At 75.5% G+C, this 24,320-nt stretch carries 22 protein-coding genes; 15 read left to right on the top strand and 7 right to left on the bottom strand.

Annotation, left to right across the window (positions count from 1 at the left end; translation table 11 throughout):
• Positions 1–131 precede the first annotated feature (131 nt).
• Complete coding sequence (locus D459_RS0105355) at positions 132–461, top strand: hypothetical protein (protein WP_152522896.1); 330 nt, start codon at positions 132–134, stop codon at positions 459–461.
• A gap of 7 nt (positions 462–468) precedes the next feature.
• Here D459_RS0105355 and D459_RS0105350 read toward each other — a convergent pair whose 3' ends face one another.
• Positions 469–984 carry a hypothetical protein gene (locus tag D459_RS0105350; protein ID WP_017591967.1) on the bottom strand — a complete coding sequence of 172 codons (516 nt, stop codon included), beginning with the start codon at positions 982–984 and terminating at the stop codon, positions 469–471.
• A 193-nt stretch (positions 985–1,177) separates the two neighbouring features.
• Between D459_RS0105350 and D459_RS0105345 the strand changes: the two genes are divergently transcribed.
• The 3 genes from D459_RS0105345 to D459_RS0105335 all read left to right on the top strand — a co-directional run bounded on the left by D459_RS0105345 (position 1,178) and on the right by D459_RS0105335 (position 3,222).
• Positions 1,178–1,993, top strand: coding sequence for an alpha/beta fold hydrolase (locus D459_RS0105345; protein ID WP_017591966.1), 816 nt, complete (start codon positions 1,178–1,180; stop codon positions 1,991–1,993).
• A 53-nt stretch (positions 1,994–2,046) separates the two neighbouring features.
• Entirely contained in the window at positions 2,047–2,502 is a 456-nt protein-coding gene (locus D459_RS0105340; protein ID WP_040709312.1) for a GNAT family N-acetyltransferase, read from the top strand.
• A 111-nt stretch (positions 2,503–2,613) separates the two neighbouring features.
• Entirely contained in the window at positions 2,614–3,222 is a 609-nt protein-coding gene (locus D459_RS0105335; protein WP_017591964.1) for a Uma2 family endonuclease, read from the top strand.
• Positions 3,223–3,294: 72 nt separating this feature from the next.
• Here D459_RS0105335 and D459_RS0105330 read toward each other — a convergent pair whose 3' ends face one another.
• A complete protein-coding gene (locus D459_RS0105330) occupies positions 3,295–3,642 on the bottom strand; it encodes an imine reductase family protein (protein ID WP_017591963.1) in 348 nt (115 codons plus the stop codon).
• A gap of 14 nt (positions 3,643–3,656) precedes the next feature.
• On the opposite strand from D459_RS0105330, the gene D459_RS0105325 reads away from it, so the two are divergent.
• Positions 3,657–4,604: a helix-turn-helix domain-containing protein gene (locus D459_RS0105325; RefSeq protein ID WP_051065318.1), complete on the top strand. Its 948-nt coding sequence runs from the start codon at positions 3,657–3,659 to the stop codon at positions 4,602–4,604.
• Between the two features lie 45 nt (positions 4,605–4,649).
• On the opposite strand, the gene D459_RS30815 is transcribed toward D459_RS0105325, so the two are convergent.
• The gene (locus D459_RS30815) at positions 4,650–5,078 is read right to left on the bottom strand and encodes a MerR family transcriptional regulator (RefSeq protein ID WP_017591961.1); all 429 of its coding nucleotides are present in this window, start codon (positions 5,076–5,078) and stop codon (positions 4,650–4,652) included.
• Positions 5,079–5,145: 67 nt separating this feature from the next.
• Here D459_RS30815 and D459_RS0105315 point away from each other — a divergent pair, with 67 nt between their 5' ends.
• Complete coding sequence (locus tag D459_RS0105315) at positions 5,146–6,462, top strand: MFS transporter (protein WP_081620457.1); 1,317 nt, start codon at positions 5,146–5,148, stop codon at positions 6,460–6,462.
• 136 nt (positions 6,463–6,598) lie between these two features.
• Here the strand turns inward: D459_RS0105315 and D459_RS0105310 are convergent, their stop codons facing one another.
• Positions 6,599–8,257 (bottom strand): hypothetical protein, encoded by a 1,659-nt coding sequence (locus D459_RS0105310; RefSeq protein ID WP_017591959.1) that lies wholly within the window; start codon positions 8,255–8,257, stop codon positions 6,599–6,601.
• 40 nt (positions 8,258–8,297) lie between these two features.
• The gene (locus D459_RS30810) at positions 8,298–9,170 is read right to left on the bottom strand and encodes an immunity 49 family protein (protein ID WP_017591958.1); all 873 of its coding nucleotides are present in this window, start codon (positions 9,168–9,170) and stop codon (positions 8,298–8,300) included.
• A gap of 192 nt (positions 9,171–9,362) precedes the next feature.
• On the opposite strand from D459_RS30810, the gene D459_RS0105300 reads away from it, so the two are divergent.
• Positions 9,363–10,571: a S8 family serine peptidase gene (locus D459_RS0105300; RefSeq protein WP_020380063.1), complete on the top strand. Its 1,209-nt coding sequence runs from the start codon at positions 9,363–9,365 to the stop codon at positions 10,569–10,571.
• A gap of 1,664 nt (positions 10,572–12,235) precedes the next feature.
• Here the strand turns inward: D459_RS0105300 and D459_RS30805 are convergent.
• Together D459_RS30805 and D459_RS0105290 are read right to left on the bottom strand one after the other, a co-directional pair.
• Entirely contained in the window at positions 12,236–12,502 is a 267-nt protein-coding gene (locus D459_RS30805; RefSeq protein WP_017591956.1) for a hypothetical protein, read from the bottom strand.
• A 69-nt stretch (positions 12,503–12,571) separates the two neighbouring features.
• Positions 12,572–16,525, bottom strand: a complete 3,954-nt coding sequence (locus D459_RS0105290; RefSeq protein WP_017591955.1) for a type VII secretion protein EccC — start codon at positions 16,523–16,525, stop codon at positions 12,572–12,574.
• A 317-nt stretch (positions 16,526–16,842) separates the two neighbouring features.
• On the opposite strand from D459_RS0105290, the gene eccD reads away from it, so the two are divergent.
• The 8 genes from eccD to D459_RS0105250 all read left to right on the top strand — a co-directional run bounded on the left by eccD (position 16,843) and on the right by D459_RS0105250 (position 24,316).
• Positions 16,843–18,240 (top strand): type VII secretion integral membrane protein EccD, encoded by a 1,398-nt coding sequence (gene eccD / locus D459_RS0105285; RefSeq protein ID WP_026120075.1) that lies wholly within the window; start codon positions 16,843–16,845, stop codon positions 18,238–18,240.
• A 25-nt stretch (positions 18,241–18,265) separates the two neighbouring features.
• On the top strand, positions 18,266–19,720 hold the full coding sequence (gene eccB / locus D459_RS0105280) for a type VII secretion protein EccB (RefSeq protein WP_017591953.1): 1,455 nt from the start codon (positions 18,266–18,268) through the stop codon (positions 19,718–19,720).
• A 56-nt stretch (positions 19,721–19,776) separates the two neighbouring features.
• Positions 19,777–20,112 (top strand): WXG100 family type VII secretion target, encoded by a 336-nt coding sequence (locus D459_RS0105275; protein WP_017591952.1) that lies wholly within the window; start codon positions 19,777–19,779, stop codon positions 20,110–20,112.
• A 38-nt stretch (positions 20,113–20,150) separates the two neighbouring features.
• Positions 20,151–20,447: a WXG100 family type VII secretion target gene (locus D459_RS0105270; RefSeq protein WP_017591951.1), complete on the top strand. Its 297-nt coding sequence runs from the start codon at positions 20,151–20,153 to the stop codon at positions 20,445–20,447.
• Between the two features lie 82 nt (positions 20,448–20,529).
• Positions 20,530–20,952 (top strand): hypothetical protein, encoded by a 423-nt coding sequence (locus D459_RS30800; protein WP_017591950.1) that lies wholly within the window; start codon positions 20,530–20,532, stop codon positions 20,950–20,952.
• Between the two features lie 42 nt (positions 20,953–20,994).
• The gene (locus D459_RS37320; RefSeq protein WP_026120074.1) at positions 20,995–23,628 is read left to right on the top strand and encodes a hypothetical protein; all 2,634 of its coding nucleotides are present in this window, start codon (positions 20,995–20,997) and stop codon (positions 23,626–23,628) included.
• Complete coding sequence (locus tag D459_RS0105255; protein ID WP_275041849.1) at positions 23,549–23,860, top strand: YbaB/EbfC family nucleoid-associated protein; 312 nt, start codon at positions 23,549–23,551, stop codon at positions 23,858–23,860. The genes D459_RS37320 and D459_RS0105255 overlap by 80 nt, the downstream gene beginning before the upstream one ends.
• A gap of 102 nt (positions 23,861–23,962) precedes the next feature.
• A complete protein-coding gene (locus tag D459_RS0105250; RefSeq protein ID WP_017591948.1) occupies positions 23,963–24,316 on the top strand; it encodes a hypothetical protein in 354 nt (117 codons plus the stop codon).
• The last annotated feature ends 4 nt before the right edge of the window (positions 24,317–24,320 follow it).

The following is a 24,320-nucleotide window of genomic DNA, read 5'->3' as shown; positions in this document are numbered from 1 at the left end:
CGTACCCGCAGCCCCATCCCGGCCGCCCCGCGCACGGGGCGCCTGCCCCGGGGGCGGCGCAGGCGGCCAAGGCCGCGGGGGCCCTGCGCGGCCTGCTCTACCTCAACGGCGCGCTCGTGCTGATGCTCGGAGTGCTCTTCGGAGTCGGCGCAGCGCTCATGGCGGCGGGCGTACTGAGCGGGCCGGAGCGGATCCCCCGGCTCGGCGCCGCCGCTCTGGGCGCTCTCGTCATCGGAGCGGGGCTGGTGCTTCTGGGAATGCAGGCCAAGCACCGCCGGCCATGGGTGTTCTGGGCCGCCCTCGCCGTGTACGGAGTGTTCTTCCTGGCCGGCGCGGCCGTCACCGTGGCCATCGGGTTCAAGTCGATCGCGGGGCCGCTGCTGATCCTGTTCGTGCTCCTGGCGATCGTGCTGCCGTCCCGGAAGGGCTTCCTCCCCGCGCGGGGAGAGCGGCGGGGCTGACCCGGCGTCAGGCGTCAGCGGCGTCCATCGCGTCCAGGGACTCCCGGTCCAGGGGGATCCCGGGCTTCTTGTGCAGGTGGTCGGGGAGGATCCCGCGGTGGAACGCCGCGCCGCCGACGCTGATCATCCCGGTCTTGTCCAGTGAGAACCCGCCGCCCCGCTCGTACATGGCGATGAGCGGTTCGAACATGTCCGGAAACGGCGGCACCGGGCGGCCGGCGTCGCGGACCGCGGCGAGGCGGATGGAGCGCACGCAGGTCTTCACCACCCGCATGTCCTGGTTGAGGAAGCGCTCGTCCTCGTAGAGCCGGTCCACCAGCTCCTTGGGGGCCTGCACGTCGGGGGCGAGCGCGTCCGCCGGGTCGATGAACGGCCACCCCGTCAGCTGCAGGGTCCTCCCCCACCAGGCGGCCCGCCTGAGGTACTCGCGCATCAGCGCCGCCCGGGAGCGGCTCCCGCCCCGGGAGCCGGTCCAGTCGATGGCGAGGATCCGCTCGAACTGCCGCTCCACCCGTCCGCCCATGTCCGCCCCGATCCGCTCGGCGGACGGCCCGGCCCCGGTCGCGGAGGGCGGCCGCCCGGTGTCGACGCCCCCACCGGAGGGGGCATGGCGGCATGAATCATCGCAGAAAGAACGGCGATGAGTTCCGGCCGGTCCGGAAGTCTCCTCTCTGTACCGCACCGGCGGTGCACCCGACCCCGAAAGGACGGCTCCCATGGCGACCACCCGTACCCTCGACGTCCCCGGCGCGCGGCTGCACTACGAAGTCCGCGGTGAGGGGCCGTTCCTGCTGCTGATGGGCTCGCCGATGGGGGCCGCGGACTTCGCCGCGGCGGCCGACGCCCTGGCCGGCGAGTACACGGTCGTCACGCACGACCCGCGCGGCGTCCGGAACAGCCCCGTCGACGACCCGGAGCAGGACACCACCCCCGAACTGCGCGCGGACGACGTGGCCGCCCTGCTGGACGCCGTCGGCGCCGAGAAGGCCGACGTGCTCGGCAGCAGCGGGGGCGCCGCCACCGTGCTCGCGCTGGCCGAGCGCCACCCCGGCCGGGTGCGCACCGCCGTCGCGCACGAGCCGCCGCTGCTGGAACTGCTCCCCGAGGCCGCCGAGCAGCGCGCCGCGACCGAGGACGTCATCGACACCTTCCACCGCGACGGGGCCGGCGCGGCCTGGATGAAGTTCATGGCCAACGCCGGGTTCGACATGGGCGAGACGGACGAGGAGGCCGCCGGACCGCCGGAGGGCGAGAGCAGCGAGCAGGACGAGGCCGACGCCGCCCGGTTCTTCGCCCACGAGCTGCGCGGCACCACCCGCTACCGGCCGGACACCGCCGCGCTGAAGGCCGGCCCGGTCCGGGTGGTGGTCGGCATCGGCGCCGACTCCGGCGGCCTGATCACCCACCGCACCTCCACCGCGCTGGCCGGGCTGCTCGGCGTCCCGCCGGTGGAGTTCCCCGGCGGGCACACCGGGTTCATCGACCGCACCGAGGAGTTCGCCCGGGTGCTGCGCAAGGCCATCGGGGGCTGACGGGACCGCCCGGGGGCGGGCCGGCCCCGGCCCGCCCGGTAGGGTCGCGACCCGTGGACGAGCTTCGCGAAGTGACCGGAACCGACCTGGACGACCTCACCGCCTTCCTGACCGGGGCCGACCTGACGCTCAGCGGGTTGGACGCGCCGGAGGTGGCGCTGTGGATCGCCCGGGACGCCGACGGGCGGATCTACGCCAGTACCGGTTTCGAGGCCGGCGGGGACGGCCGCGACGTGCTGCTGCGCAGCGTGGCGGTCCGCCCCGACGCCCGCCGCTCCGGCCTGGGCGGCCGGCTCGCCGAGTACGCCGTGCGGCGGGCCGCCGAGCGCGGCGCCGAGCGGGCCTGGCTGTTCAGCCGCCGCTCCGGCCCGTTCTGGCGGAAGCTCGGCTTCGCCCCCGCCGACCGCGAGGAGATGGCCCGGGTGCTGGCCTCCACCCACCAGGTCCGCCTGTTCGCCCGCACCGGGCAGCTCGCCGAGGAGGTCGCCTGGAGCAGGCGCCTGGGGTGAACCGGGGCGCGGGCGGGGTACCCGGCGGCCGGCCTCCTGCCGCGTACTGTGGAGAACACACCGCAGGGACAGGCGGATCCGAGTAGCCTCCGAACCGGGAGGTGACGTCGCATGGGGATCTCCGTGATCGAGGAGCAGGCCGCCGCAGAGCGCACCGGCGCCGAATGGGACTTCCTCCTTCGCACCTGGAAGGAAATGGACGTACCCGACGGTTGGCGGGCAGAGATCCGCGAGGAAGGCATCGTCTTGCTCCCGCCGCCCGCGCCGAGGCACAACAGCAACGAGTTCAAGATCGTCAGGCAGCTCCTGCCCCGCCTCCCCGAGGGCTGGGAGATCCACCACGGCACCGGTGTCGTCATCCCTTCCGCGCTCCGGCTGAGGGCTCCCGACCTGATGGTGCTGCCCGAGTCGGCCGTCCCGGAAGGCCGCGGGGAGCCGGTGGCCCCGGACGACGTCGAACTGGTCGTGGAGATCGTCTCCAAGGGGAATGCCAGTGACGACCGCCGGGCGAAGCGGGCCGACTACGCCTCCGCCGCCGTCCCGCTCTACCTGCTCGTGGACGGATACGACCCGAACGGCCCCCGGGTGTCGCTGCTCTCCCGCCCCGAGGGCCGGGACTACCTGGACGTCCACTCCGCACCGTGGGGACGGCCGATCACGCTGCCGGAGCCGTTCGGGTTCGACCTGGACACCTCGGGGTTCCTCGTTCCGAAGGGGTGAGGGCCCGCACCGCCTCCGGTCCGGCGCGGTCCGGCGCCGCCGCCGGGCGGGTGTCCGCGGCGGCGCCGGCGGTCAGACGGCCGGCCTCCGCAGCGCCTCGATGACGCCGGCGTAGCCGTCCGAGCCGTGGCCGAGCGCCGCGGCCCGCTCCATCTGCTCCTTGAGCAGGGCGGGGAGGGCGGTGTCCACACCTCGCTCCTCAGCCGCGTGCAGCAGGTGGCCGATCGCGGCGATCTGGACGTCGATCGTGGCGTCGTCGCCGGGGTAGCGGCCCGCGTCCACCTGCGGCGCGTGGGTCCGGATGACCCCGGCGACCGTGGTCAGCCAGCGGAGCGCCAGCGCGGTGAACGCCTCCGCGCTCTGCTTCTCCGCGCCGGCCAGGGCGGCGCCGTGCAGCCAGCCGGACATGGTGGACCACATCAGGCCGATACGAGCTGAGCATCCCGTGCACCGTCTTCGGCAAGCCCCAGCCGGACCTGGCCGACCCCTGGTACGAGCTGCGGCTGTGCGGGGCCGGTGCCGGGCCGGGCGGGGGCGGCCCCGGGCTGTCCGTGCGCACCCCGTACGGGCTGGACGGGCTGGAGGGCGCGGACACCGTGGTCGTCGCGTCGGTCCCGGACGCCTGCGTGGAGGAGGACGCCCCGGTGCCCGCGGACCTGGTCGCGGCGGTGCGCAGGGCGCACCGGGCGGGGGCGCGGATGGTGTCGCTGTGCACCGGCGCGTTCGCGCTGGCCGCCGCGGGCCTGCTGGACGGCCGGCGGGCCACCGCGCACTGGATGCACACCGGCCTGCTGGCCCGGCGCTTCCCCGAGGTGCGGGTGGACGGCTCCGTGCTGTACGTGGACGACGGCGACGTGCTGACCAGCGCCGGGCTCACCGCCGGCCTGGACCTCTGCCTGCACCTGGTCCGCCGCGACCTGGGCGCGCACGTCGCCGACCAGCTGGCCCGCAGGATGGTGGTGCCCGCGCACCGGCCCGGCGGGCAGGCGCAGTTCGTCGACCTGTCGGTGCCGGCCTCCGACGACGAGGGGCTGGCGCCGGTGCTGGAGTGGGCGCGGGAGCACCTGGACCGGCCGCTGACAGTGGCCGACCTGGCGCGCCGCGCGGCGATGAGCCCGCGCACCTTCTACCGGCGGCTGCAGGCGGCCACCGGCGCCGCCCCGCTGCAGTGGCTGCTGGACCAGCGGCTGGCCCGGGCCCAGTCGCTGCTGGAGGCCACCGACCTCCCGGTGGACCGGATCGGCGAGCTGAGCGGCCTGGGCACCGCGAACAACCTGCGCCACCACTTCACCAAGCGGGTCGGCGTCGCCCCCGGCGAATACCGCCGCGCGTTCCCGCGCGACGGCCGCCCGGCCGGGCAGGGGCGCGTGCCCAGGCGCTGACCTGGGGGCCGGTCAGCGGTCGGGCTGAGGTCGGCCGGGAGTTGGTCAGCGGTCGGCCGGGGGCGGCGCGCCGGGACCCGGTGGGGCGGGCTCCGGCAGGGCGGGCTCCGGCGGGGCGGTGGCGCGCACCGCGTCGAGGTACTCGGCGATGGCGTCCCGGTTGCGGCTCAGGCACTCGACCCGGCGGGACATCCGGTCGAGTTCGCGCTCCAGGGTGGCGAGCATCTCCGGGGTCGCGTCGGAGAAGTGGATGACCCTGGGCTTGTCCAGGCACGGCAGGATCTGCTTGATGATCCGGGTCGGCAGGCCCGCGTCGAGCAGGCCCCTGATCTGCATGATCCGGTCGACGAACCGCTCGTCGTAGTCCCGGTAGCCGTTGGGCAGCCGGCGCGGGGCGATCAGCCCCTGCTCCTCGTAGTAGCGGAGCAGCCGCCGCGGCGTCCCGGAGCGCTCCGCCAGCTCACCGATCCGCATGTGCCCCACCTCACGCCGCAGCCCGCCTTGACCTTCACATCGATGTGATGGTTCGAGCATAGCCGCCATGAGCGAGCGAACACGAGTGAGCGGAGCAGTGCCCGGCGCCCCTGCGCGGGGAGGGGGAAGCGGCAATCCTCGGGAAGGGACGGACACCGGCCCCCGGGAAGGCGAGAGCACCGCCTCCGGCACATCGGAGCGGGAGCGGCGCCTCCCGCTGGCAGCGCTGCTGGCGCTGGCCACGGCCACCTTCATCACCAGCCTGACCGAGACGCTGCCCGCGGGCGTCCTCCCCGCGATCAGCGCCGACCTGGGCGTCGGCGAACCGGCCGCGGGCCAGGCCGTGACGGTCTACGCGCTCGGCACCGCGCTGACCGCGATCCCGCTGGCCGCGGCCACCGCGTCGTGGCGGCGCAAGCGGCTGCTGCTGGCCGCGATGGCGGCGTTCGCGGTGGCCAACACGGTCACCGCGGTCTCCCCCGACTACCTGCTGACCATGGCCGCCCGGTTCGCCGCCGGCATGGCCGCGGGCACGGCGTGGGCACTGCTGGCCGGATACGCCCGCGGCCTGGTCCCGCCGCACCTGCAGGGCAGGGCGATCGCGGTCGCGATGGCCGGGATCCCGATCGCGCTGTCGCTGGGCGTGCCCGCGGGCACCCTGCTCGGCGGGACGCTCGGCTGGCGGACGGCGTTCGCCGCGATGACGGTGCTGACCCTCGGCCTGATCGGGTGGATCGCCGCGCTGGTCCCGGACCTGCCGGGGCGGCGGCCGGAGAGGCGGACGGCGGCGCTGCGCGTGCTGGCCGTCCCCGGGGTGGTCCCGGTCCTCCTCGTCACCCTGCTGTTCGTGCTGGCGCACACGGTGCTCTACACCTACATCGCCGCGTTCCTCGGCCGGGCCGGCATGGGCGGCTCGACCGACCTGGTGCTGCTGGCCTTCGGCGCCGCCTCGATGGCGGGGCTCTGGTTCACCGGCGCGCACATCGACCGCCGGCTGCGGGCGCTGACCGTCGCCGGGGTGGTGCTGGTGGGGGCGGCCGCGGCGGTCCTCGCGCTGTCCGTCGGAAGCCCGGCCGGGGTGTACGCGGCGGCGGTGCTGTGGGGCCTGGGCTGGGGCGGCGCCCCCACCCTGCTGCAGACCGCGGCGGCCGACGCCGCCGGCGACGCCGCGGACGCCGCCCAGGCCCTGGTCGTCACCTTGTGGAACGCCGCGATGGCCGGCGGCGGGGTGGTCGGCGGGGTCCTCCTCGGGCTGTTCGGCGCGCTGTCCTTCCCGTGGAGCGTGCCGCTGCTGCTGGCCCCGGTGCTGCTGGTCGTCCTCGCCGCCCGAACCCGCGGCTTCCCGTCCCACAGACCGGCCCCGGCCGGCCCCGGCGGAGGGTGAGCAGACCCGGCCAGGCACCGCCGGGGGTGAGGCGGGCCCGGCCGCCCTCCGCTCTCCCCGGCGGACGGGCGGGCGGTCAGGCGGACGGGCGGGCGGTCGGACGGCGCCCTGCGGGCGGGGCGCCGGGCGCGGGCCGCTATCCGGCCGCGTAACCGGCGCGGTGGAGGTGGGCGGCGAGCCAGCCGGGGGTGTGCTCCGCGGAGCGCGGGAAGTAGGCGGCGTCCAGGGCGTAGCTGAAGGGCGCGGGGGCGCGGTGGAACGGCGGCTCGGTGTCGTGGTCGTAGGAGGCGGTGCACGCGCCGTCCCGGGGGACCCGGACCTCGGCGGAGAACCAGGTGCCGCGACCGGGGCGGTAGCAGGCCTCGCGGAGGGCGGTCATCGCCTTCCGGAGCCCGTCCGGAACCGGCACCGGCTCCGCCCTTCCGGACTCCTCCTCACCCGTGCGGACGGCACGGACCTCGCCGCCCCGGTAGCCGACCAGCGCCCGCCAGGAGACGCGGAACTCCTGTACGTCATCAGAGGCGTCCCCCCACAGGGCCTCCCGGACGGCCCCCTCCAGGACGCGGTGCTCGCCGCCCGGCGCGGGCGCGGGCTCTCCCCGTTCGCGCACCGGGGTGGGGGCGGGCGGCGCGTGCAGCACCGCGCCGTCGGCCAGTCCGACCCAGTGCGGGGTCCACCGCACCGACCGACCGGTGCGGGCCCGGTGCAGCGCGATGACGTTCCCGAGGCCGTGCGCCCAGGCGGGAAAGCGGTCCCAGGCGCGCTCGGCCCGCGCCTCGTCGGCGGTGACCTCGAGCCGGAGGTAGAGCCAGCCGCCGCGCTCCGGGTCGCTCTCCGCCCGGTGCAGTTCCTGCACCAGCCCGGCGAGTTCCTTGTAGAACACCGGCCCCTCCCGGTCGGGGCCGGTGATCCAGGCGGCCTGGGTCGCCGCGGTGACCAGCACGGCCGATCCGCCCGGCTGCAGTACGTTCTCCCGCATCCAGGCCGCGACCCGGTCGAGCTCCGCCGGGGCCTCGGGGTTGCCCGGCCCCAGCTCCGCGGCCGTGCGCATCTCGTGTCTGAGCAGGAACATCTGCTCTTCCTGGCTGATCAGGGGGAAGGGCGGACGCTCCGGGCGGACGGCGGCGAGCGGGGCCTCCTCGGCAGGGATGCCCGGGAGGAAGCCGAGCCGGCCCGCGGTCTCGGCAGCGGCTCCGGTCTCTGGTGCCGCCATGCCGGCGGTACGGCACAGCTCTCCGATCGCCTCCGGGTCGAGTTCTCCTCGTCGGGCCCGCTGCACCACCTGTCGTGCCGCCGCCTCCGCGTCGGCCTCGCGCCCCCGCACGGGCCGTACCGCACCGGCCAGGAGGCCGATGAAGTCCGCCTCCTCGGTGCAGTCGGCCAGGGGGCCGCGGACACCGTCGTCCTCCCAGTCGTCGGGGTAGGCGGGCCGGTGCCAGGAGCCCTCCTCCCACCAGTAGGCGAACCCGAGTTCGGCCGGGTCGCGGAACTCTCCCGGCAGGCGGTCCCAGGGCAGCCACTCGGGCATCTCTGCGAGCAGGTCGACCGGGCGGCCGTCGCCCTGGACGGCGCTGAGGTCGTGGTCGACGCCGAGCAGCGCGGCGCGGCCGCCTTCGACCCGCGCCAGCAGCCACCAGCCGGCGCCCCGGCCGCAGCGCAGCACACCGCCCCGCACCGAGCGGTCCGGCCGGTGCCCGCCGGAGGCCGCTTCGACGCAGGCCAGCAACCCGCCGTGGACCCACAGCACGTCCGGGTGGGGCAGGTCCTCGGGGCGGCCGGGGCGGTGGAATCGCATGGGTTCTCCGGTGCGTACGGGGGGTTCGGGTGCGGGCGGGTCAGGAAAAGGAGACTCCGGCCGCCCGGTCGAGGACGGCCTTCGGAAGGTAGGGGGAGTCGATGGGGACGTCCCAGCCGCGGGAGCGGGCCAGGCAGGCCAGGGCGAGGGCCTCGATGTTGATCAACCCGTCGGAGGCGCTCTTCAGCCCCCGCTGCCGGTAGACGTCGCGGAATTCGGCCAGGGTGTCGGAGAGGGCGCAGGCGAACCCCTCGCGGTCGCCGGTGGTGAGCCGGTGCAGGGCGGCGACGGGGGCCGGGCACATGCCCCAGGCGTCGAAGTCGGCCAGGTCGGCGAAGGCCCGGTCCAGGGCGGGGCCGGCGGGCTCCCCGCGCAGGTGGGTGAGGAGGGCTTCGGCGTAGGAGTCGATCAACGCGATCCCCGCCGCCTTCGGGAACAGGCCCCGGGGGTAGGCCAGCAGGGCCGCGAGCCGCTCCGGCGAGGCGGAGGCGATCGCCCGCTCGGCCGCCCGCCGCAGGCCCGAAAGCCACATCTCGCCCGGGTCCTCCGGGCAGGGCTGCGACACGCTTCTGCCGCCGAGGGTGAACTCGGCGGTCCCGCCGGCCGAGACCGCCACCTCGAAGGCGGCGGAGTAGTACTGGGAGGAGAGTTCGAGCGCCTCGGCCTGGCGAGGGTCGCGCCCTTCGGGGTCGTGGACCGACCTCCGGCGGAACCGGTCGAGCTCGGAGTCGGAGTACAGGTGCAGGTTCCCGGAGAGGTTCTTCTCGGCTTCGGCCGGGAACCGGTCCAGCCGGTTCCGGCTCCACTCGTCCAGGACCTCGATGCTCTCGGCCGTGCGCCGCTTGCGGAACTTCGGGCGCTCGACGGCGATCCGCTCTCCGCCGGCCAGTGCACTGATCCGCGCATCTCGCATGGGCCCCGCCTCTCTGCCGATCCGATCCGCTGCCCCGGTGACCGCCCGACGGGCTCCCGGTCAGCACGGAGTGTGGCAGACCGGTGCGACGGCCGGGCCGCGGGCCCGCCCGGTTCCGCCCCGGCCGCTAGGGTTGCCCCGGATCGGGCCGGGACCGGCCCGGGCGGGCGACCGGAGGACGGAGTGGGGTCGGTGCGGAACGTCAGGGCCGGCGGGGCGGTGCTGCTCACGGCGGCGGTGTTCGCGGGGTCCGGGGCCGGGACCGGGTGGGCGGACACCGCGGAGGGGGCGGCCGGTTCCCCGCCCGCGCTGCCCGAGGTCTCGGCGGTGCGCAGCGGCGACGGCTGCCTGCCGCCCTCGGAGACCGTGATCGACCAGCGGGTGTGGACCGAGGATGCGCTGGGCCTGCCCGAGGCGCGCGGGTTCGCCGACGGGGACGGGGTCACCGTCGCCGTGGTCGGCGGCGGGGTGGACGACACCGCGGCCGCGCTGGACGGGGCGGTGCAGGGTGCCGGGGAGGACTGCACCGGGTTCGGCACCTTCCTGGCCGGGGTGGTCGCCGCGCGCGGACAGGACGGCAGCGGGATGACCGGGGTCGCCCCTGCGGCGCGGATCCTCGCCGTACCGGTGGCCGGCGACGACGGGGCCGCCGAGGCCGAGGACGTCGCCGAGGGCATCGAGCGGGCGGTGGACGGCGGAGCCGGCGTGGTGCTGGTCGGGGCGGCGGTTCCGGCGGACGGCGAGGACGGCGCGGTGGCCGCGGCGGTGCGGGCGGCCGCGGAGGCCGACGCGCTGGTGGTGGCGCCCGCGTCCGCCCCGGTGGACGGAGGGACGGGCAAGGACGCGGCGCCCGCCCTTCCCGGGTCCGGCTCCGGTGTGCTGGCGGTCGCCGCGACCGGGCCGGACGGCGCGCCCGCCGCCCGGGAACCGGCGGCGGACGCCGAGGGGCGGCCCGCCCCGGTGGACCTGGCCGCCCCCGGGCAGGCGGTGATGAGCGTCGGCCCCGGCGGCGACGGCCACTTCGTCGCCGGCGGGGACCCGGTGGCCGCGGCCTTCGTCGCGGGCACGGCCGCGCTGGTGCGCTCCCGCGAACCCGGTCTGACCGCCGGGGAGACCGCCGAGCGGCTGGTCGCGACCGCCTACCCGGCGCCCGGGGAGAGCGCGGGCGCGCTGCTCGGCGCCGGCACCCTCGACCCGGTCGCCGCGCTGACCGCCGCCCCCGCCCCGGTGTCCCCGGAGTCCGGCGGAGGCGGGGTGGAGGCCGCGGCCTTCTCCCCGGACCCGCCGTCCGGGCCGGCCGTCGGCCGCACCCTCGCCGTGGTGGGCGGATCGGCCCTGCTCATCCTGATCCTGGGCCTGGGCGGAGCGGCCCTGAGGTACCGCCGGGCCCGGCAGGACTGAGAGGCCGCCGTGCGGTGCGGCCGACTCCGCGCGGTGACGGCCGGCGGGGTGGAGGTCGACGGCGGCGGCGACGGCGACGGCGACGGCGGAGAAAAGGGGCGGGGGCGGGCGCTCCGGCCGGGCGCGGCGCCTCGCGGAGTACAGGTTCGAGCAGGCGCCGACGGCAGAGGCAGGCACGAAGTGCAGGCATCGCCCGGGCGCGGCGCCTCACGGGGCCGGGGTTCAAGCGGGCGGCGAGGGCGGGAAGGGGCACCGGCCGGTCGGTCCGGTGCGGCGCCCCGCGGAGCGAAGGTCAAGACGAGCAGCGACGGCGGAGGTAGGGGCGGGGCCAGGCGTCCCAGCCGGGCGCGGCGCCCCACGAAGCAAAGGTACAAACCGGCGGCGACGGCAGCGGTAGGGGCAGGGCGAAGGTGGTCGCCCGGGTACCGGGCCCCACGGGGTCGGGCTTCAGGCTGGCGGCGAGGGTGGGAGCGGGGTGAACGCCGTGTTCACCGGCCGGGCCCGGCGCGCGCTTCCGGCGGGGTGGGGCGCCCCGGTGAAGGGGGCAGGCTCACTTACCCCGGCCCACCTGGGGGTCTTATCCCTATATGCCTGGTTTGTGGCGGGGATCGACCCGAGGTGGAGGCGCCCTGCGCACCTCCACAGCACCCCGATTACATCTACCAGCGAGTAGTAAGCCCCCAGGTCCCCACCGCCTCCTCGCCGGTTACCCAGAGTGGCCAAGGCGGGGCCTCCCGGCAGGGCAAAAGCGACATCTCGCCCCGCCCCTGCCCTCCCCGGGTTCCGGCCCCCTGCTTTGCGGCCTTCCGGGCGGCTCGAACCCCCGAACACCGGCCCGATCAAGGCGATTCGAGCCCTCAGAGGCCCGATCCGGGCCGGGATGCGCGCCCGGGAATCACCGGGGTGCTCTCGCGGTGCGCAGGGCGCCCCACTCCGCCATCACCGTGGGTATTCACCCAGGTCAGAGAGGGGGCGGTTTCAGTGGCGACCGGCCCCGGCGCCCGGGCGGCACGGGCACGGCGAACCCGCCGCCCCCGGCCCGCCCCTCCCTGCTCTGCCGCACCCGACCGACCAGCCGGTCCCCCTGCCCGCCCTCGCCGCCAGCCTGAACCCTGGCCCCGCGGGGCGCCGCGCCCGGGCGACGCCTGCACCCCGCCCCTTCCTACGCCGTCGCCGCCCGTCTTGACCTTCGCTCTGCGGGGCGCCGCGCCAGACCGACCGGCCGGTGCCCACCGCTGCCCTCGCCGCCCGCTTGAGCCCCCGCCCCGCGAGGCGCCGCGCCCGGGGGACCGCCTCCGCCCCGCCCCTTCCTCCTCCGTCGCCGCCCGTCTGAACCCCCGCCCCGTGGGGCGCCGCGGCCGACCGACCGGTGTGCGAAGGGGTGCCACCGTACGCTGCTGGGGCGGGTCGGTGTTGGGTGAGCAGGTGGATGACGCCGGCCGGGTTGCGGAGGCCGGGTTGCGGATCCGGTGTGCGCGGGTGTCCGGATCAGTGAAGGGCTCCACCTCGTCGCAGGACGGGTGGTATGCCGCCTCCTGGTCGTCCGTCCGGCCCCGGAGGGCGCCGGCCCGCTGCGACGTTCCGCTGGGCCCGGCCCGGCCCGGGCCGGCGTCAAGGACAGGTCAGGCCGGGCCGGGCCGGCGTCAGGGAGGGCCGGGCCGCCGTCAGGGACAGGGCGGGATGCCGCCGGGGCGCCGGCCGAGGTGGAAGTCGGCGGGGGCGGCGCCCGGTACCAGTTTCAGGTGGAGGGTGGCGGGGCCGAGGTCCACGGTGAAGACGCGCGGGGCCGCGGGGTCCCCGGTCTCCTCCTCGGTCGTGTCGTATCCGAGCGTGTCCCGGTAGAACGCCACGGTCCTGTCGTAGACGTCCTCGGGGACCTGCATCGCCATGTCGACGCCGCCTCCTTGCGCGGGCCGCCGGTCGTCGTCCATTCCGCCTCCTGCTCTCCGCATTCCCCTGCTTCTCTGCTTCCTTTGTTCCGGTGCTCCCCGTCCGGCGGGTCAGCGGCGGGCGGCCTCCTCGGTCTCCGGGGCGAGGGCGAGCTGGATCTGGACCGGGTCGCGACGGTCCAGGCGCAGTGCGCGGCCCGGGGGCAGGGTGCGCGGGCGGAGCGAGCCGAACAGGACGCCCTCGGAGGGTGGGCAGGACAGCACGATGCTGGGGGTGTTGGCGTCGATCAGCATCCGCAGCGCCGGCTCGCCCATGGCGCGGCTGAAGCCGCCGGCGCCGCGGGCCAGGATCAGGTGCAGGCCGATGTCGGCGCCGAGCGGGAGCATGTCCAGCAGCGGGGTGAGCGGCCCGGCGCCGCCGGTGCCGAGCAGGTCGTAGTCGTCGATCACCACGAACAGCTCCGGCCCGGTCCACCAGGAGCGGGCGCGCAGCTGCTCCGGGGTGACCTCGGGGCCGGGCAGCCGGGGCTGCAGCGCCTGCGCGGCGGCCTTCATCATCTCCTGGGCCGAGGCGCCGGTCACCGCGTAGCCGAGCCGCTGCTCCTCCGGGATGGCGTCGTAGAGGCCGCGCCGCGGGTCGACCAGCACCACCCGCGCCTCCTGCGCGGTGTAGTGCTCCCGGATCGCCCGGGTGACCAGGCGCAGCAGGTTGGTCTTGCCGCTCTCGGTGTCGCCGACCGCCAGCAGGTGCGGGGAGGTGGAGAAGTCGTGCCAGAGCGGCTCCAGCCGGCGCTCCTCCAGGCCGATCGGGACGCGCGGGCCCGCTTCGGACGGCGGCATCTCGGCGGCGGGCAGGTGCAGCGGGAGGGTGCGCACCGGCGGCGCGGGCGGGCCGTCCCACGCCTCGTCGACCTTGCGGACCAGGTCGGCCAGGCCGGCGGCGAGGGAGGCGGCGTCGGTCTCGCCGTCCAGCCGGGGCACCCCGGTGAGGAAGTGCTTGAGCTCCTCGGTGAGGCCCCGGCCGGGGATCCGCGGCACCGTCTCCGCCTTGCGCATGTTGATCGCGGAGTCCACCGCGTCGCCCAGCCGCAGCTCGAACCGGGTGCCCAGCAGGTCGCGCAGGCTGGACTGGACGTCGGCCCAGCGCGGCGAGGCCACCACCAGGTGCACGCCGTAGCTCAGCCCGCGCTGCGCGATCTGCACGATGTCGGGCATCAGGTCCATCATGTCCTGGCGGACGGTGGCCCAGCCGTCGATGACCAGGAACGCGTCGCCGTGCGGCTCGTCCGGGAACTCGCCGGCGGCGCGGCGCCGCCGGTAGGCCGCCATCGAGTCGATGCCGTGCTCGGCGAAGAGCCGCTCCCGGCGGGCGAGCAGCCCGGTCATCTCCGCCACGGTGCGGTTGATCCGCTCGGTGTCGAGGCGGCCGCACACCCCGCCGACGTGCGGCAGGCCGGCGATGCCGCGCAGGGTGCCGCCGCCGAAGTCCAGCACGTAGAACTGGACCTGGGCGGGGGTGTTGGTGAGCGCCAGCGCGGAGATCAGGGTGAGCAGCAGGGTGCTCTTGCCGGACTGCGGGCCGCCGATGACGGCGGTGTGCCCGCCGGCGCCGCGCAGGTCGGCGCCGAGCGGGGTGCGCAGCTGCTCGAAGGGGCGGTCGACCAGGCCCAGCGGCACCTCCAGCACCGGCTCCTCCGACCAGGCCGGCCCGTCGGTTCCGAGCAGCTCGGCGAGGGTCGGCGGGACGTCCAGCGGCGGCAGCCAGACCCGGCGGGCGGGCGGCCCGGCGTCGGCGAGCGCCTCCAGCGCGGTCTCCAGCAGGCTCTCGGCGGGCTCCTCCTCGGTGCTCTGCGGCTCCGGTTCGGCGGCCGGCGCCGCCTTGGCCACGTAGGTCGCGAGCAGCGGGGCGACCTCGCCGGTGGCCGCGGCGGTGCGCACCGGCCGGCGGCGGGCCCGGTAGGGGCCGGAGACGTAGGCGGCCTTGAACCGGGCCAGGTCGTCGGTGTCGCTCTTCAGGAAGCCGTTGCCGGGGGCGGACGGCAGCTGGTGGGCGTCGGGGACGCCGAGCACGCCGCGGCTCTCCATCGCGGAGAAGGTGCGCAGCGCGATCCGGTAGGACAGGTGGCTCTCCAGCTGGTGCATCCGGCCCTCGTCCAGCCGCTGGGAGGCGAGCAGCAGGTGCACGCCGAGGCTGCGGCCGAGCCGGCCGATCATCACGAACAGGTCCATGAAGTCGCGGTGCGCGGCGAGCAGTTCGCTGAACTCGTCCACCACGACCACCAGGGTGGGCATCGGCTCCATGGACGGGTCGGAGCGGCGGGCCTTCTCGTACTCGTGGATGGAGCTGAAGTTCCCGGCGGCGCGGAGCTGCTCCTGGCGGCGGATCAGCTCGCCGTGCAGCGCGTCCTGCATCCGCTCGACCAGGGCGGTCTCGTCGGCGAGGTTGGTGATCAGCGCGGAGGTGTGGGTCAGCCCGTCCAGGCCGATGAAGGTGGCGCCGCCCTTGAAGTCGACCAGGACGAAGTTGAGCGTCTCCGAGGAGTGGGTGAGCGCCAGGGCCAGCACCAGGGTGCGCAGCAGCTCGCTCTTGCCGGAGCCGGTGGCGCCGATCAGCATGCCGTGCGGGCCCATGCCGCCCAGCGCGGACTCCTTGAGGTCCAGCTCCAGCGGGCCGCCGCTCTCGGTCATCCCGATCGGCACCCGCAGCCGGTACTCCGGGCGGTCGCCCGCCTCCCAGCTGCGCCGGGCGTCCCAGGCGTGCAGGTTGGCGATGCCCAGCAGGGTGGTCAGGTCGAAGTCGGTGGTGAGCGGCTCCACCACCTCGGTGGAGACGCTCATCCGGTAGGGGGCGAGCAGCCGGGCCAGGGCGCGGGCGCGCGGTTCGCCGAGCCGGTCCGGGCGGCCCAGCGGGGCGAACACCTCGCGGCCGGAGCGGTCCAGGTCGGCGACCTCGATGCCGTCCTCCTCGACGTGCAGCGAGAGGGTGTGCGGGGCGCCGTCCCAGGGGCGGTCGGCACCGATCTCCACGACCACGGCGTTGCGGTACCCGCCGCCGGCCATCCGGGCGCCCTGCGGGACCCGGCCGCCGTCCACCAGCAGGACGGTGAACGGCTCCTCCCGGCCGGGGGCGGCCTGCGGGTCGAACCGGGGGCGGTCGGCCAGGTCGGGGCCGATCAGCCGCTCCAGTTCGACCGCGTCCGGCGCGATCAGCCGGACCGGGCCGGCGCCGTCCCGCTCGGCGGGGTGCAGGCAGTGCGGCAGCCATTTGAGCCACTCCCAGCGGGCCAGCCGGTCGTCGCCGACGCAGGCGGCGATGCGCAGCTCGTCGGGGGCGTGGAAGACGGCGAGCTGGCCGAGCAGGGCGCGGACCATGGACCGGCCGGCCTCGGCGTCGCCGCGCAGCGCGATGTGGGAGTAACCGCGCAGGTGGATGGAGACCGGCAGGTCGTCGACGGTGGCGTAGGCGTTGATGAACCGGCGCAGCGCGTGCGCGCAGAGCGGTTCCAGGTCCTCCACCGGCTTGGTGGACAGCGGCGCGATGGCGGTGTTCAGCGGCTGCCGGCCGACGGCGAAGCGCACCTCGGCGAAGTCGCCGTGGGCGGCGCGGCGCTCCCACAGCCGGGTGGTGCGGACCAGGGACCACAGCGCCTCGGGGTCGGGGCCGCTCCAGGCGCGGGCGTCGCGCTGGGCGGAGACCAGGTCGCGCACCCGGCCGCGCATCTGGCCGAGGTAGCGCAGGTAGTCGCGGCGCTCGCCGGCCAGCTGGCGGCGGCGCTCCAGCCGGGTGCGCAGGTACTGCCCGCCGATCATGGCGACCGCGCCGACCAGCATCATGCCGCCGGCGACGTAGGGCATGGCGGTGCCCATCGCCCCGCCGCCGGCGCCGGGCCGCATGAACATCATGACCATGGCCAGCGAGCTGAGCGCCATCGGCAGGTACATGAAGACCGCCGAGACGTCGTTGTTGGTCTCGGGCAGGACGGGCGGTTCCTGGAGGGCCAGCTCCCCGCCGGGGAGCTCCGGGCCGGGCCGGCGGGCCGGCCTGCGGACGATGATCGTGCTCACGGCTGCGTGGACCCCTGCTTCTGTTCCATCGGACAAATCAAGACGGAAAAGATGTCCGAACGGCCAATCTTGGCGCGCGCGGATTCATCTATGCTGGCCGCCCTTCTCGGTCACCGAATGTTGATCGAAACGTCACGATCGCCATTATCGGAGCGGTGCTAATGTAGCCGAGCATTTCCGGCCGCACCGAAGGCGCCGTCCGGTCCGATGTGCTCATTCGAGCGCCCTGTCGGCAGTGACCCCGCTCATACGGGCGACCAGGAGACCTTGCGGTACAGTGCCTTCCCGCGCCGAAGCGAGAGAAGACCGGGGGTATGATGACGGAGACCGCTGCGGCGGAATTGTGCCGTCTCACCATTCGGGCGCCCGAGTCCTCCTTTGAAATCGCGGTGCCCTGCGACGTTCCGCTCGCGGAACTCCTGCCGACATTCCTGCTCTATGCCGAGAGCGACGGCGAGGACCTGGACGAGAGCGGGCTGGAGCACTCCGGCTGGGTCCTCCAGCGGCTGGGGTCGCCGCCGCTGGACGAGGACGAGACGCCCGAGTCGCTGGGCCTGTGCGACGGGGACGCCCTCTACCTGCGCGAACGGCGCGACCAGATGCCGCCGGTCCACTTCGACGACCTGGTCGACGGGGTCGCCACCGGGATGGCCGAGCGGCCGGACCCGTGGGGCGCCGCGCAGGCCCGCCGGTTCCTGATCGGGGCGGGCGCCGCCGCGCTGGCCGCGGCCCTGGCCCCGCCGCTCTTCCTCGGTTTCTCCGCGCTCTCCGCGGCGCTGGCCGGCGGGACCGCGGTGCTGCTGCTCCTCGCCGCCGCGGCGGCCTCCCGGGCGCTGGACTCCCCCGAGGGCGCCGCCGCCACCGGGGCGGCCGCGGTGCTGTTCATGGCCTTCGCCGGGGCGTGCGCCCCGGACGGCGAGCCGGGCGCCGCGCTGGCCGGGGCGAGGCTGCTCGCCGGCGGCGCGGCCGGCACCGGAGCCGCGGTGCTCGCCGTCGCGGCGACCGCCGGCTGCCTGCCGTTCTTCACCGGGGTCGGGGTGCTGACCGTGTTCGGCGCGGCCGCCGGCGCGCTGCTGATGTTCTGGGACGGCGTCCCGCTGCCCGGGGTCGCCGGGCTGCTCGCCGGGGTCGCGGTGCTGCTGGGCACGTTCGCCCCGGCGCTGGCGTTCCGGCTGTCCGGGCTGCGGCTGCCGCCGCTGCCCGCCGGCGCCGACGAGCTGCAGGAGCACATCGACCCGCACCCCGCCCGGGACGTGCTGGACCGCACCCGCCGCGCGGACGCCTTCCAGACCGCGCTGCTGGCCGCCTCCGGGGCGGTGTGCGCGGCGGCGCTGGCGGTGCTGGCGGTGCACCCGGGGTGGGCGGCCGCGTCGATGGGCGCGGCGCTGAGCCTGGTGCTGCTGCTGCAGGCGCGCGGGCTGAGCGGCACCGCCCAGCGCCTCTGCCTGCTGGTCCCCGGCTGCGCCGGGGCGCTGGCGCTGGCCCTGGGCGGGGTCGTGCTCGGCGGGGACACCGCCCGGCTGGTGCTGTTCGGGGTGCTGCTCTCGGCGGCGCTGGGGCTGCTCGTCGCGGCCTGGGCGCTGCCCGGCAACCGGGTGCTGCCGCACTGGGGCCGCGCCGGGGAGCTGCTGCACAGCCTCGCCGCGATCGTGCTGGTCTGCCTCATCCCGGCCAACCTGGGGCTGTTCGCCCTGCTGCGCGGGATCGGCGGGTGAGCGTGGCGGCTGAGGGGCGGCGCCGGTGAAGACGCGGCGGGACCAGGTACAGGCGCACGGGTTCATGGTGGGCCGGCTGTCCACGGCGATGCTGGAGGCCGACCCGGACGCCCTCGAGGCGCCGATGCGGCGCACCCGCGCCGGGACCGCGATCGGGCTGGTGCTGGCGCTGCTGATCGGCGCCGGGTTCCTGGTGTTCGGGCTGATCTTCCCGGGCGGCGCGACGTCCTGGCGGACCGAGGGCGCGGTCATCGCGGTCAAGGACGGCGGCGGCCGCTACGTCTACTCCGACTCGGCGCTGTGGCCGGTGGCCAACCACGCGTCGGCGCTGCTGCTGGGGTCGGGCGACCCGGTCCGGGTGGCGGCGGAGTCGCTGGAGGGCACCCCGGTCGCCGCGCCGATCGGCATCCCCGGCGCGCCGGACGCGGTGCCCGCGGGCGGCGCGGAGAAGCCGCTGGTCTGGCAGGTGTGCGCGGTGCCGGTGGCCACCGGCGCCGAGGACGCGCCGCGCGCGCTGACCGCGCTCACCGTGGGCCGCAAGGCCGAGGGGGAGGACGTCGCGGAGGACCGCGCGGTGCTGGCGGCCGGCCCGGACGGCTCCCGCCACCTGCTCTGGGGCGGCGAGCGGCTGCGGCTGGACGAGGAGAACGGGGCCGCGGAGGCGCTGGGGTACGGCACCTCGCCCGCGCACCCGGTCTCCGCCCAGCTCCTCGCCGCGCTCCCGGAGGGCCCGGAGCTGGCCGCGCCGGAGGTGGACGGCCTGGGCGGGGAGGGCCCGGAGATCGGCGGCGAGCCGCGCCGCCTCGGCCAGGTGTTCACCGTGGACGGCGAGGGCGAGGGCGGGGGCGCCGGCCAGTACTACGTGCTGGAGCGGGACGGCCTGGCGCCGGTCGGCGAGGTGCCGGCCCGGCTGCTGCTGGCCGACCCGCGCACCGCCGAGAAGGCCTACGGCGGCGGCTCCGCGGAGGCGGTGCCGCTGACCGTCGCCGAGCTCCGCCCGCACCTGTCCGACCGGGAGCCGGAGAGCGGCGGGCTGCCCGCCGAGCCGCCGGAGCTCGCCGGGACCGGCGGGTCCGCGCTGTGCGCGGTGGAGGACGGCGGGGACGCGGTCGGCCTGGCGCTGCGCGCCCCGGCGTCGATCACCGCGCGCGCCGCCGAGCCGCCGCCCGGCAGCACCCCCTCGTGCACCGCGCCGGACCTGATCGGCGTGCGCTCCGGGGAGGGCGGCCTGGTCCGCGCGGCCCGGGCCGGCGGCGACGCCGCCCGCGGCTCCTACTTCCTGGTCACCGACACCGGCGCGAAGTACCCGGTGCCGGACAAGGAGTCGGCGGAGAAGCTCGGCCACCCGCCGTCCACCGCCGGGGACGTGCCGGCCGTACTGCTGGACATGCTGCCCACCGGCCCCGAGCTGAGCACCGCCGCGGCGGCCGCCCCGGCCGCCGCGCCACCGCCGCCGGGCGGGCCCGACTGCCCGGAGTGAGGACCGGCGGACCCCCGCCGGAGACGGATCCCATCGACCAGAGAGGAGCGGCCCGGATGAGCGATTTCAAGAGCAGCGACGAAGCGATGCGCACGGGCAGGGACGCCATGGAGACCGCGCACTCCACCTGCAACGGCATCTACACCCGGGTGGACACCGTCCGCGACATGCTCGGCGGCAACTGGCAGGGCGGCGCCGCGATGCGCTACGACACCGCCCTGGTCAAGTGGCTGGAGGAGCTGCGGCTGATCACCAACGACATGAACAACATGATCGGCATGCTCGGCGGCACCGAGCGCAGCTTCAACGCCATGGAGGACGAGAACATGGTGACCGCCGACTGGAGCTCGGCGCTCAACCCCAACCAGCGCGACGTCGCCGCCGGCCGCTGACCCTCCCACTCCCTTTCCCCTGAGAGGAGCCCCCGAGCATGAGCGCTTTCTCCGCGAAGTACGGCGGCATGGACACCGCCGGGCTCGACCTGAACCAGGCGACCAATGACGTCGCCCGGGCCATCGAGGACCTGGACGACAAGGTCAGGTCGATCAAGAACGAGTGGGTCGGTGACGCCGCCGACCAGTACGAGGTGGCCATCGCCAACTGGCGCAAGAACGTCGACGACATGCGGGTGCTGCTGGCCAGCGCCCAGGTCTCGCTGGACGACATCACCGAGCGCTACAAGCGCGGCGACCTCGGCGAGGCCAGCGTCTGGAGCGGCAAGAAGTGACCCCGGGGAGGGGCCGGCCCGGCGCCGGCCCCTCCGCGGCGGCCGATCGGTTCGAAGACGGGAATCGGAGACGGGAGCGGAGATGGCCGAGGACCAGCTCAAGGTCACCCCGGAGTACCTGCGGACCCTGCGCGAGAAGAACATCGACCCGATGCGGGAGCTCTTCTCCGCGGAGAAGGCCGAGTTCGACCAGTACTACGCGGGCGAGGAGGCGAAGCAGCCGAAGTTCGGCAACCGCGCCCTGCTGCCGTCGGCCGGGGTGCTCTCGGACGAGGTCAAGGCGGTGCTGACCAAGGTCGACGAGATGTTCGTCAAGTACGAGGGGGACCTGCTGGCCATCTCCAAGGGGATCGCCAACAGCGAGCTGGTCTTCGACGACCTGGAGGAGGGCGCCGAGTTCACCGCCGATCAGCTGAACTGGATCTTCTCCTCCTCCGTGACCGGCGGAGGCGGGGGCGGCACGGACGGCGACGGCAACGAGGTCACCTCGTCCACCGACAAGTAGGCCCGGCCGCCGGCCCGACCCGACCGCACCCGAGGAGGAACCGTGGACAACGAGAAGGAACTCCACCCCACAGAGGGGCAGGGGACCACCGCGCCCACCGACGGGGTGGCAGGGGGCTCGGGGGTCCCCGGCTCCGTCGAACTGGACCACCTGCTCAACGTCTTCGCCGACGCCAAGGGCGGCGGCGCGGTCCCTCCGATGGCGAGCCCCCGGACCATCTACGAGACCGGCTGGTTCGACCGGGTCTTCTGGAACGAGGGCAACCCCTACGACGCCGACGAGTGGTACGGCTTCGCCTACGGCGACCGGCTGGGGAGCTACCACAAGGGGATCGGCGACTACTACTCCGGGATCTTCCTGAACCCGCAGATCCTGGACGGCGCCGACACCCTGTGGGGCAAGTTCGAATCCTCGATGGCCACCGTGGTCACCAAGGGCCTCGGCGACCCGAACTTCGGCAGCGACTCCTACCAGGGCGCCAGTCTCAGCCGGCTCTCCGCGCGGCTCAAGGACTACCACACGTTCTTCGACGGCAGGTACGACGAGCTCTGGGAGCTGTACCAGAAGGTCAAGCCGGGCAACGACTCGTTCGAGGGCGCGACCGCGGAGGCGCTGGCCGAGCACCTCAAGATGAAGGCCCTGGAGCTGAAGAGCGTCGCCGACTACCTCGACCCGGTGGAGAAGGCGGTGGCCGCCGCGGTCAAGGCGGTCGACCCGACCTTCTCCGACCCGGTGGTGAAGGCCTACAACGCGTGGGCCGCCGACCCCGACCGCAGCCCGCGCCGGATCGTGCGCACCTGGTGGGAGAACAACCGGGAGAGCGTCACCAAGGACTCCGGCGGCGTCATCAAGATCGGCGGCAGGTCCACCGACGACGTGAACGCCTGGCGCGAGATCGAGCAGGAGATGAAGGACCTGTGGTGGGACAAGCTGAAGCCGCTGCACAAGGCCGTCCTGGAGAACATCGTCCCGCTCTCCACCAGCTACTCCAACGCCTCCAAGGACATCCTCCCCTACACGCCGATCAACACCCAGAAGCCCGGTCCCGACGGCCCCGGTGACGGGCCCGGAGGCGGCGGCGACATCGACGACATCCTCGACGAGATCTTCGGCGGCGGGGACGACGACGGCGACAAGGGCGGCGGAGGCGGCGACGAGGACATCGACGACATCTTCAAGGACCTCTTCGGCGACGGGGACGGCGACGGGACCGGCGGCGACGGGACCGGCGGCGACGGCGGAGGCGGCGGAGGCGGGAACGGCGGCGACAAGAGCGCCGACGACATCCTCAAGGAGCTCTTCGGCGACGGCGGCCCCGACAACAAGGGCACCATCGAGATGGGCCCCGGCGACGGAGGCGGCGGCAGCGGCACGGGCGACGGCCCCGGCGGCGGGCAGGACCTGGGCGTGAGCGGGGACAAGGTCCACCTGAGCGGAGGGCCCGGCGGCGGGTCCGGGGACCAGGTCCCGGGCGGCGGCTCCTTCGACATGAGCGGCGGCCCCGGCGACGGGCCGGGCGGCGGCGCCCCCTTCGTCCCGCCCCCGGTCGGCGGCGGTCCGCTCACCGGCGGCGGCAGCGGCCCCGGGAACCGCAACCGGGACCAGAACGGCAACCCGCTGCCCGGCGGGTCGCTGGACGACCCGTGGGGCGGCGGGAAGGACGGCCTCGGCCCCGATGACGTGCTGGGCCGGGGGGACCACCTGACCTCCTCATCCGACGGGACCGGCACGGACCTTCCCTCCGGCTCGGTGGACCTGCCCGCGCCCCCGGAGCGCACCGGCGTGGAGAGCGGTCCGGACGGCGGGCCGCTGGAGGAGTCGCTGGAGGAGCGGTCCCCCACCGGCGGGTCGATCGACATGTCCGACCTCCCCGACCGGGAGCGGCTCGGCGGCCCGGACGAGCTCGTGTCGTCGGGCGGCGACGAGCGCACCGGCGGCTCCTTCGACCTGCCCGGGTCCGACCGCACCGGCGGGTCGGACGACATCTGGTCCTCGACCGGGGGCGACGAGCGGAGCGGCGGCTCCTTCGATCTGCCCGGCCTCGGCCGCCCGGACGGCCTGGGCGACTTCCGCTCCTCCACCGAGGACCGCTTCTCGCCGAGTCCGGGCGGCTCCTTCGGCTCCTCGGACCTGGGCGGCGGGCGCTCCTCCGGCGGCAGCGGTTCGTTCGACATGTCGGACCTGTCCGGCTCCGGCTCCGGGACCGGCCTCGGCTCGGAGCAGGGCTCCGGCCTGGGCTCCGGTCTGGGCTCCGGCGGCCAGGGGGCTCCCGGCGGCCAGGGCGCCGCGGGCCCGAACGGCCAGGCGGGCCCGGGCGGGCCGATGATGCCGCCCATGATGCCCCCGATGGGCGGCATGGGCGCGGGCGCCGGGGCCGGCGCCGGGAACCAGGAGCGGAACCGCAGCACCTGGCTGACCGAGGACGAGAAGGTGTGGGGCACCTCCGCGAGCGGGGGCCCCGCGGTGCTGGGCCGGCCGGGCGCCGGCCCCGGGAAGGGAGCGAGCGGCGTTGGACATGTCCCTGCCGGAGCAGATGGCTCGGGAACTCGAACGGCTTCGGGAGACGCAGCGCAGCCTCTCGGAGGCAAGCGCAAGCCTGGAGTCGGCCACCGCAGAGGCCGTGTCCAAGGACCGGATGGTCAGCGCGAAGGTGAACGCCAGAGGCGAGATCGATGAGCTGCGGTTCCACACCTCCAAGTACCGGACCATGGCCCCGGCCGAGCTGTCCGCCGCGGTGCTGGACGTGATCGGGCGGGCCCGCGCCGAGATGGAGCAGCGGGTCGCCGACGCCCTCGGCCCGGTGGCCCCGGGGACCCCCGAGTCGCGCGCCGAGGTGATCCGCGGCGGCGACCCGTCGGCGTTCCTCGCCGAGCTGGGCCTCGACTTCCCCGGCCCGCCCAGGCCCTGACCCCCGTCCGCCCCCGTCCGCCCCCGTCCGCCCCCGGGCGGTCCCGGCCCCGGCCCCCGTCCGGCCGGGGCCGGGACCGCCGCCCCTCGGAGAGGAGACCCGTTGACCGACCACATCTCCATCGACACCGACGCCGTCGCCAAGGACGGCGCGGAGATGTACCAGCTCGCCGACTACGTGCGCGACATCAAGTCCCGCTTCTCCTCCTCGGCCGACGCGCTGGGGCGGCCGTGGGGCGAGGGCGACGAGATCGCCGACTCCTTCAAGGAGAACTACCTGCCGGCCAAGTACGGGGTGGAGAGGTTCTTCACCGCGCTGGCCGACGCCTTCCAGGACACCGCCGAGGGCACCGTGGAGACCGCCAAGCAGTTCGCCGATGCCGACGACTACGGGAAGGGGCTGTCGGACAAGCTGATCGGGAACATGGGCGGGGACGGCCCCTCCAGGAGACGGTGAGCCG

Origin of the sequence: Nocardiopsis potens DSM 45234, from assembly GCF_000341105.1 — a bacterium.
GTDB classification, from domain to species: domain Bacteria; phylum Actinomycetota; class Actinomycetes; order Streptosporangiales; family Streptosporangiaceae; genus Nocardiopsis_A; species Nocardiopsis_A potens.
The sequence above is the reverse complement of the archived record's forward strand: the minus strand, read 5'-3'. Positions and strand labels throughout refer to the sequence as shown.

Bases quoted from the DNA above. Each gene is read 5' to 3' on its own strand.
- D459_RS0105315 (WP_081620457.1), top strand. From the start codon at position 5,146: ATGAGCGAGCGAACACGAGTGAGCGGAGCAGTGCCCGGCGCCCCTGCG.
- D459_RS0105310 (WP_017591959.1), bottom strand. From the start codon at position 8,257: ATGCGATTCCACCGCCCCGGCCGCCCCGAGGACCTGCCCCACCCGGAC.
- D459_RS30800 (WP_017591950.1), top strand. From the start codon at position 20,530: ATGGCCGAGGACCAGCTCAAGGTCACCCCGGAGTACCTGCGGACCCTG.
- D459_RS30805 (WP_017591956.1), bottom strand. From the start codon at position 12,502: ATGGACGACGACCGGCGGCCCGCGCAAGGAGGCGGCGTCGACATGGCG.
- D459_RS30815 (WP_017591961.1), bottom strand. From the start codon at position 5,078: ATGCGGATCGGTGAGCTGGCGGAGCGCTCCGGGACGCCGCGGCGGCTG.
- D459_RS0105330 (WP_017591963.1), bottom strand. From the start codon at position 3,642: ATGTGGTCCACCATGTCCGGCTGGCTGCACGGCGCCGCCCTGGCCGGC.
- D459_RS30810 (WP_017591958.1), bottom strand. From the start codon at position 9,170: ATGCGAGATGCGCGGATCAGTGCACTGGCCGGCGGAGAGCGGATCGCC.
- eccD (WP_026120075.1), top strand. From the start codon at position 16,843: ATGACGGAGACCGCTGCGGCGGAATTGTGCCGTCTCACCATTCGGGCG.
- D459_RS0105350 (WP_017591967.1), bottom strand. From the start codon at position 984: ATGGGCGGACGGGTGGAGCGGCAGTTCGAGCGGATCCTCGCCATCGAC.
- D459_RS0105345 (WP_017591966.1), top strand. From the start codon at position 1,178: ATGGCGACCACCCGTACCCTCGACGTCCCCGGCGCGCGGCTGCACTAC.
- D459_RS0105270 (WP_017591951.1), top strand. From the start codon at position 20,151: ATGAGCGCTTTCTCCGCGAAGTACGGCGGCATGGACACCGCCGGGCTC.
- D459_RS0105275 (WP_017591952.1), top strand. From the start codon at position 19,777: ATGAGCGATTTCAAGAGCAGCGACGAAGCGATGCGCACGGGCAGGGAC.
- D459_RS0105335 (WP_017591964.1), top strand. From the start codon at position 2,614: ATGGGGATCTCCGTGATCGAGGAGCAGGCCGCCGCAGAGCGCACCGGC.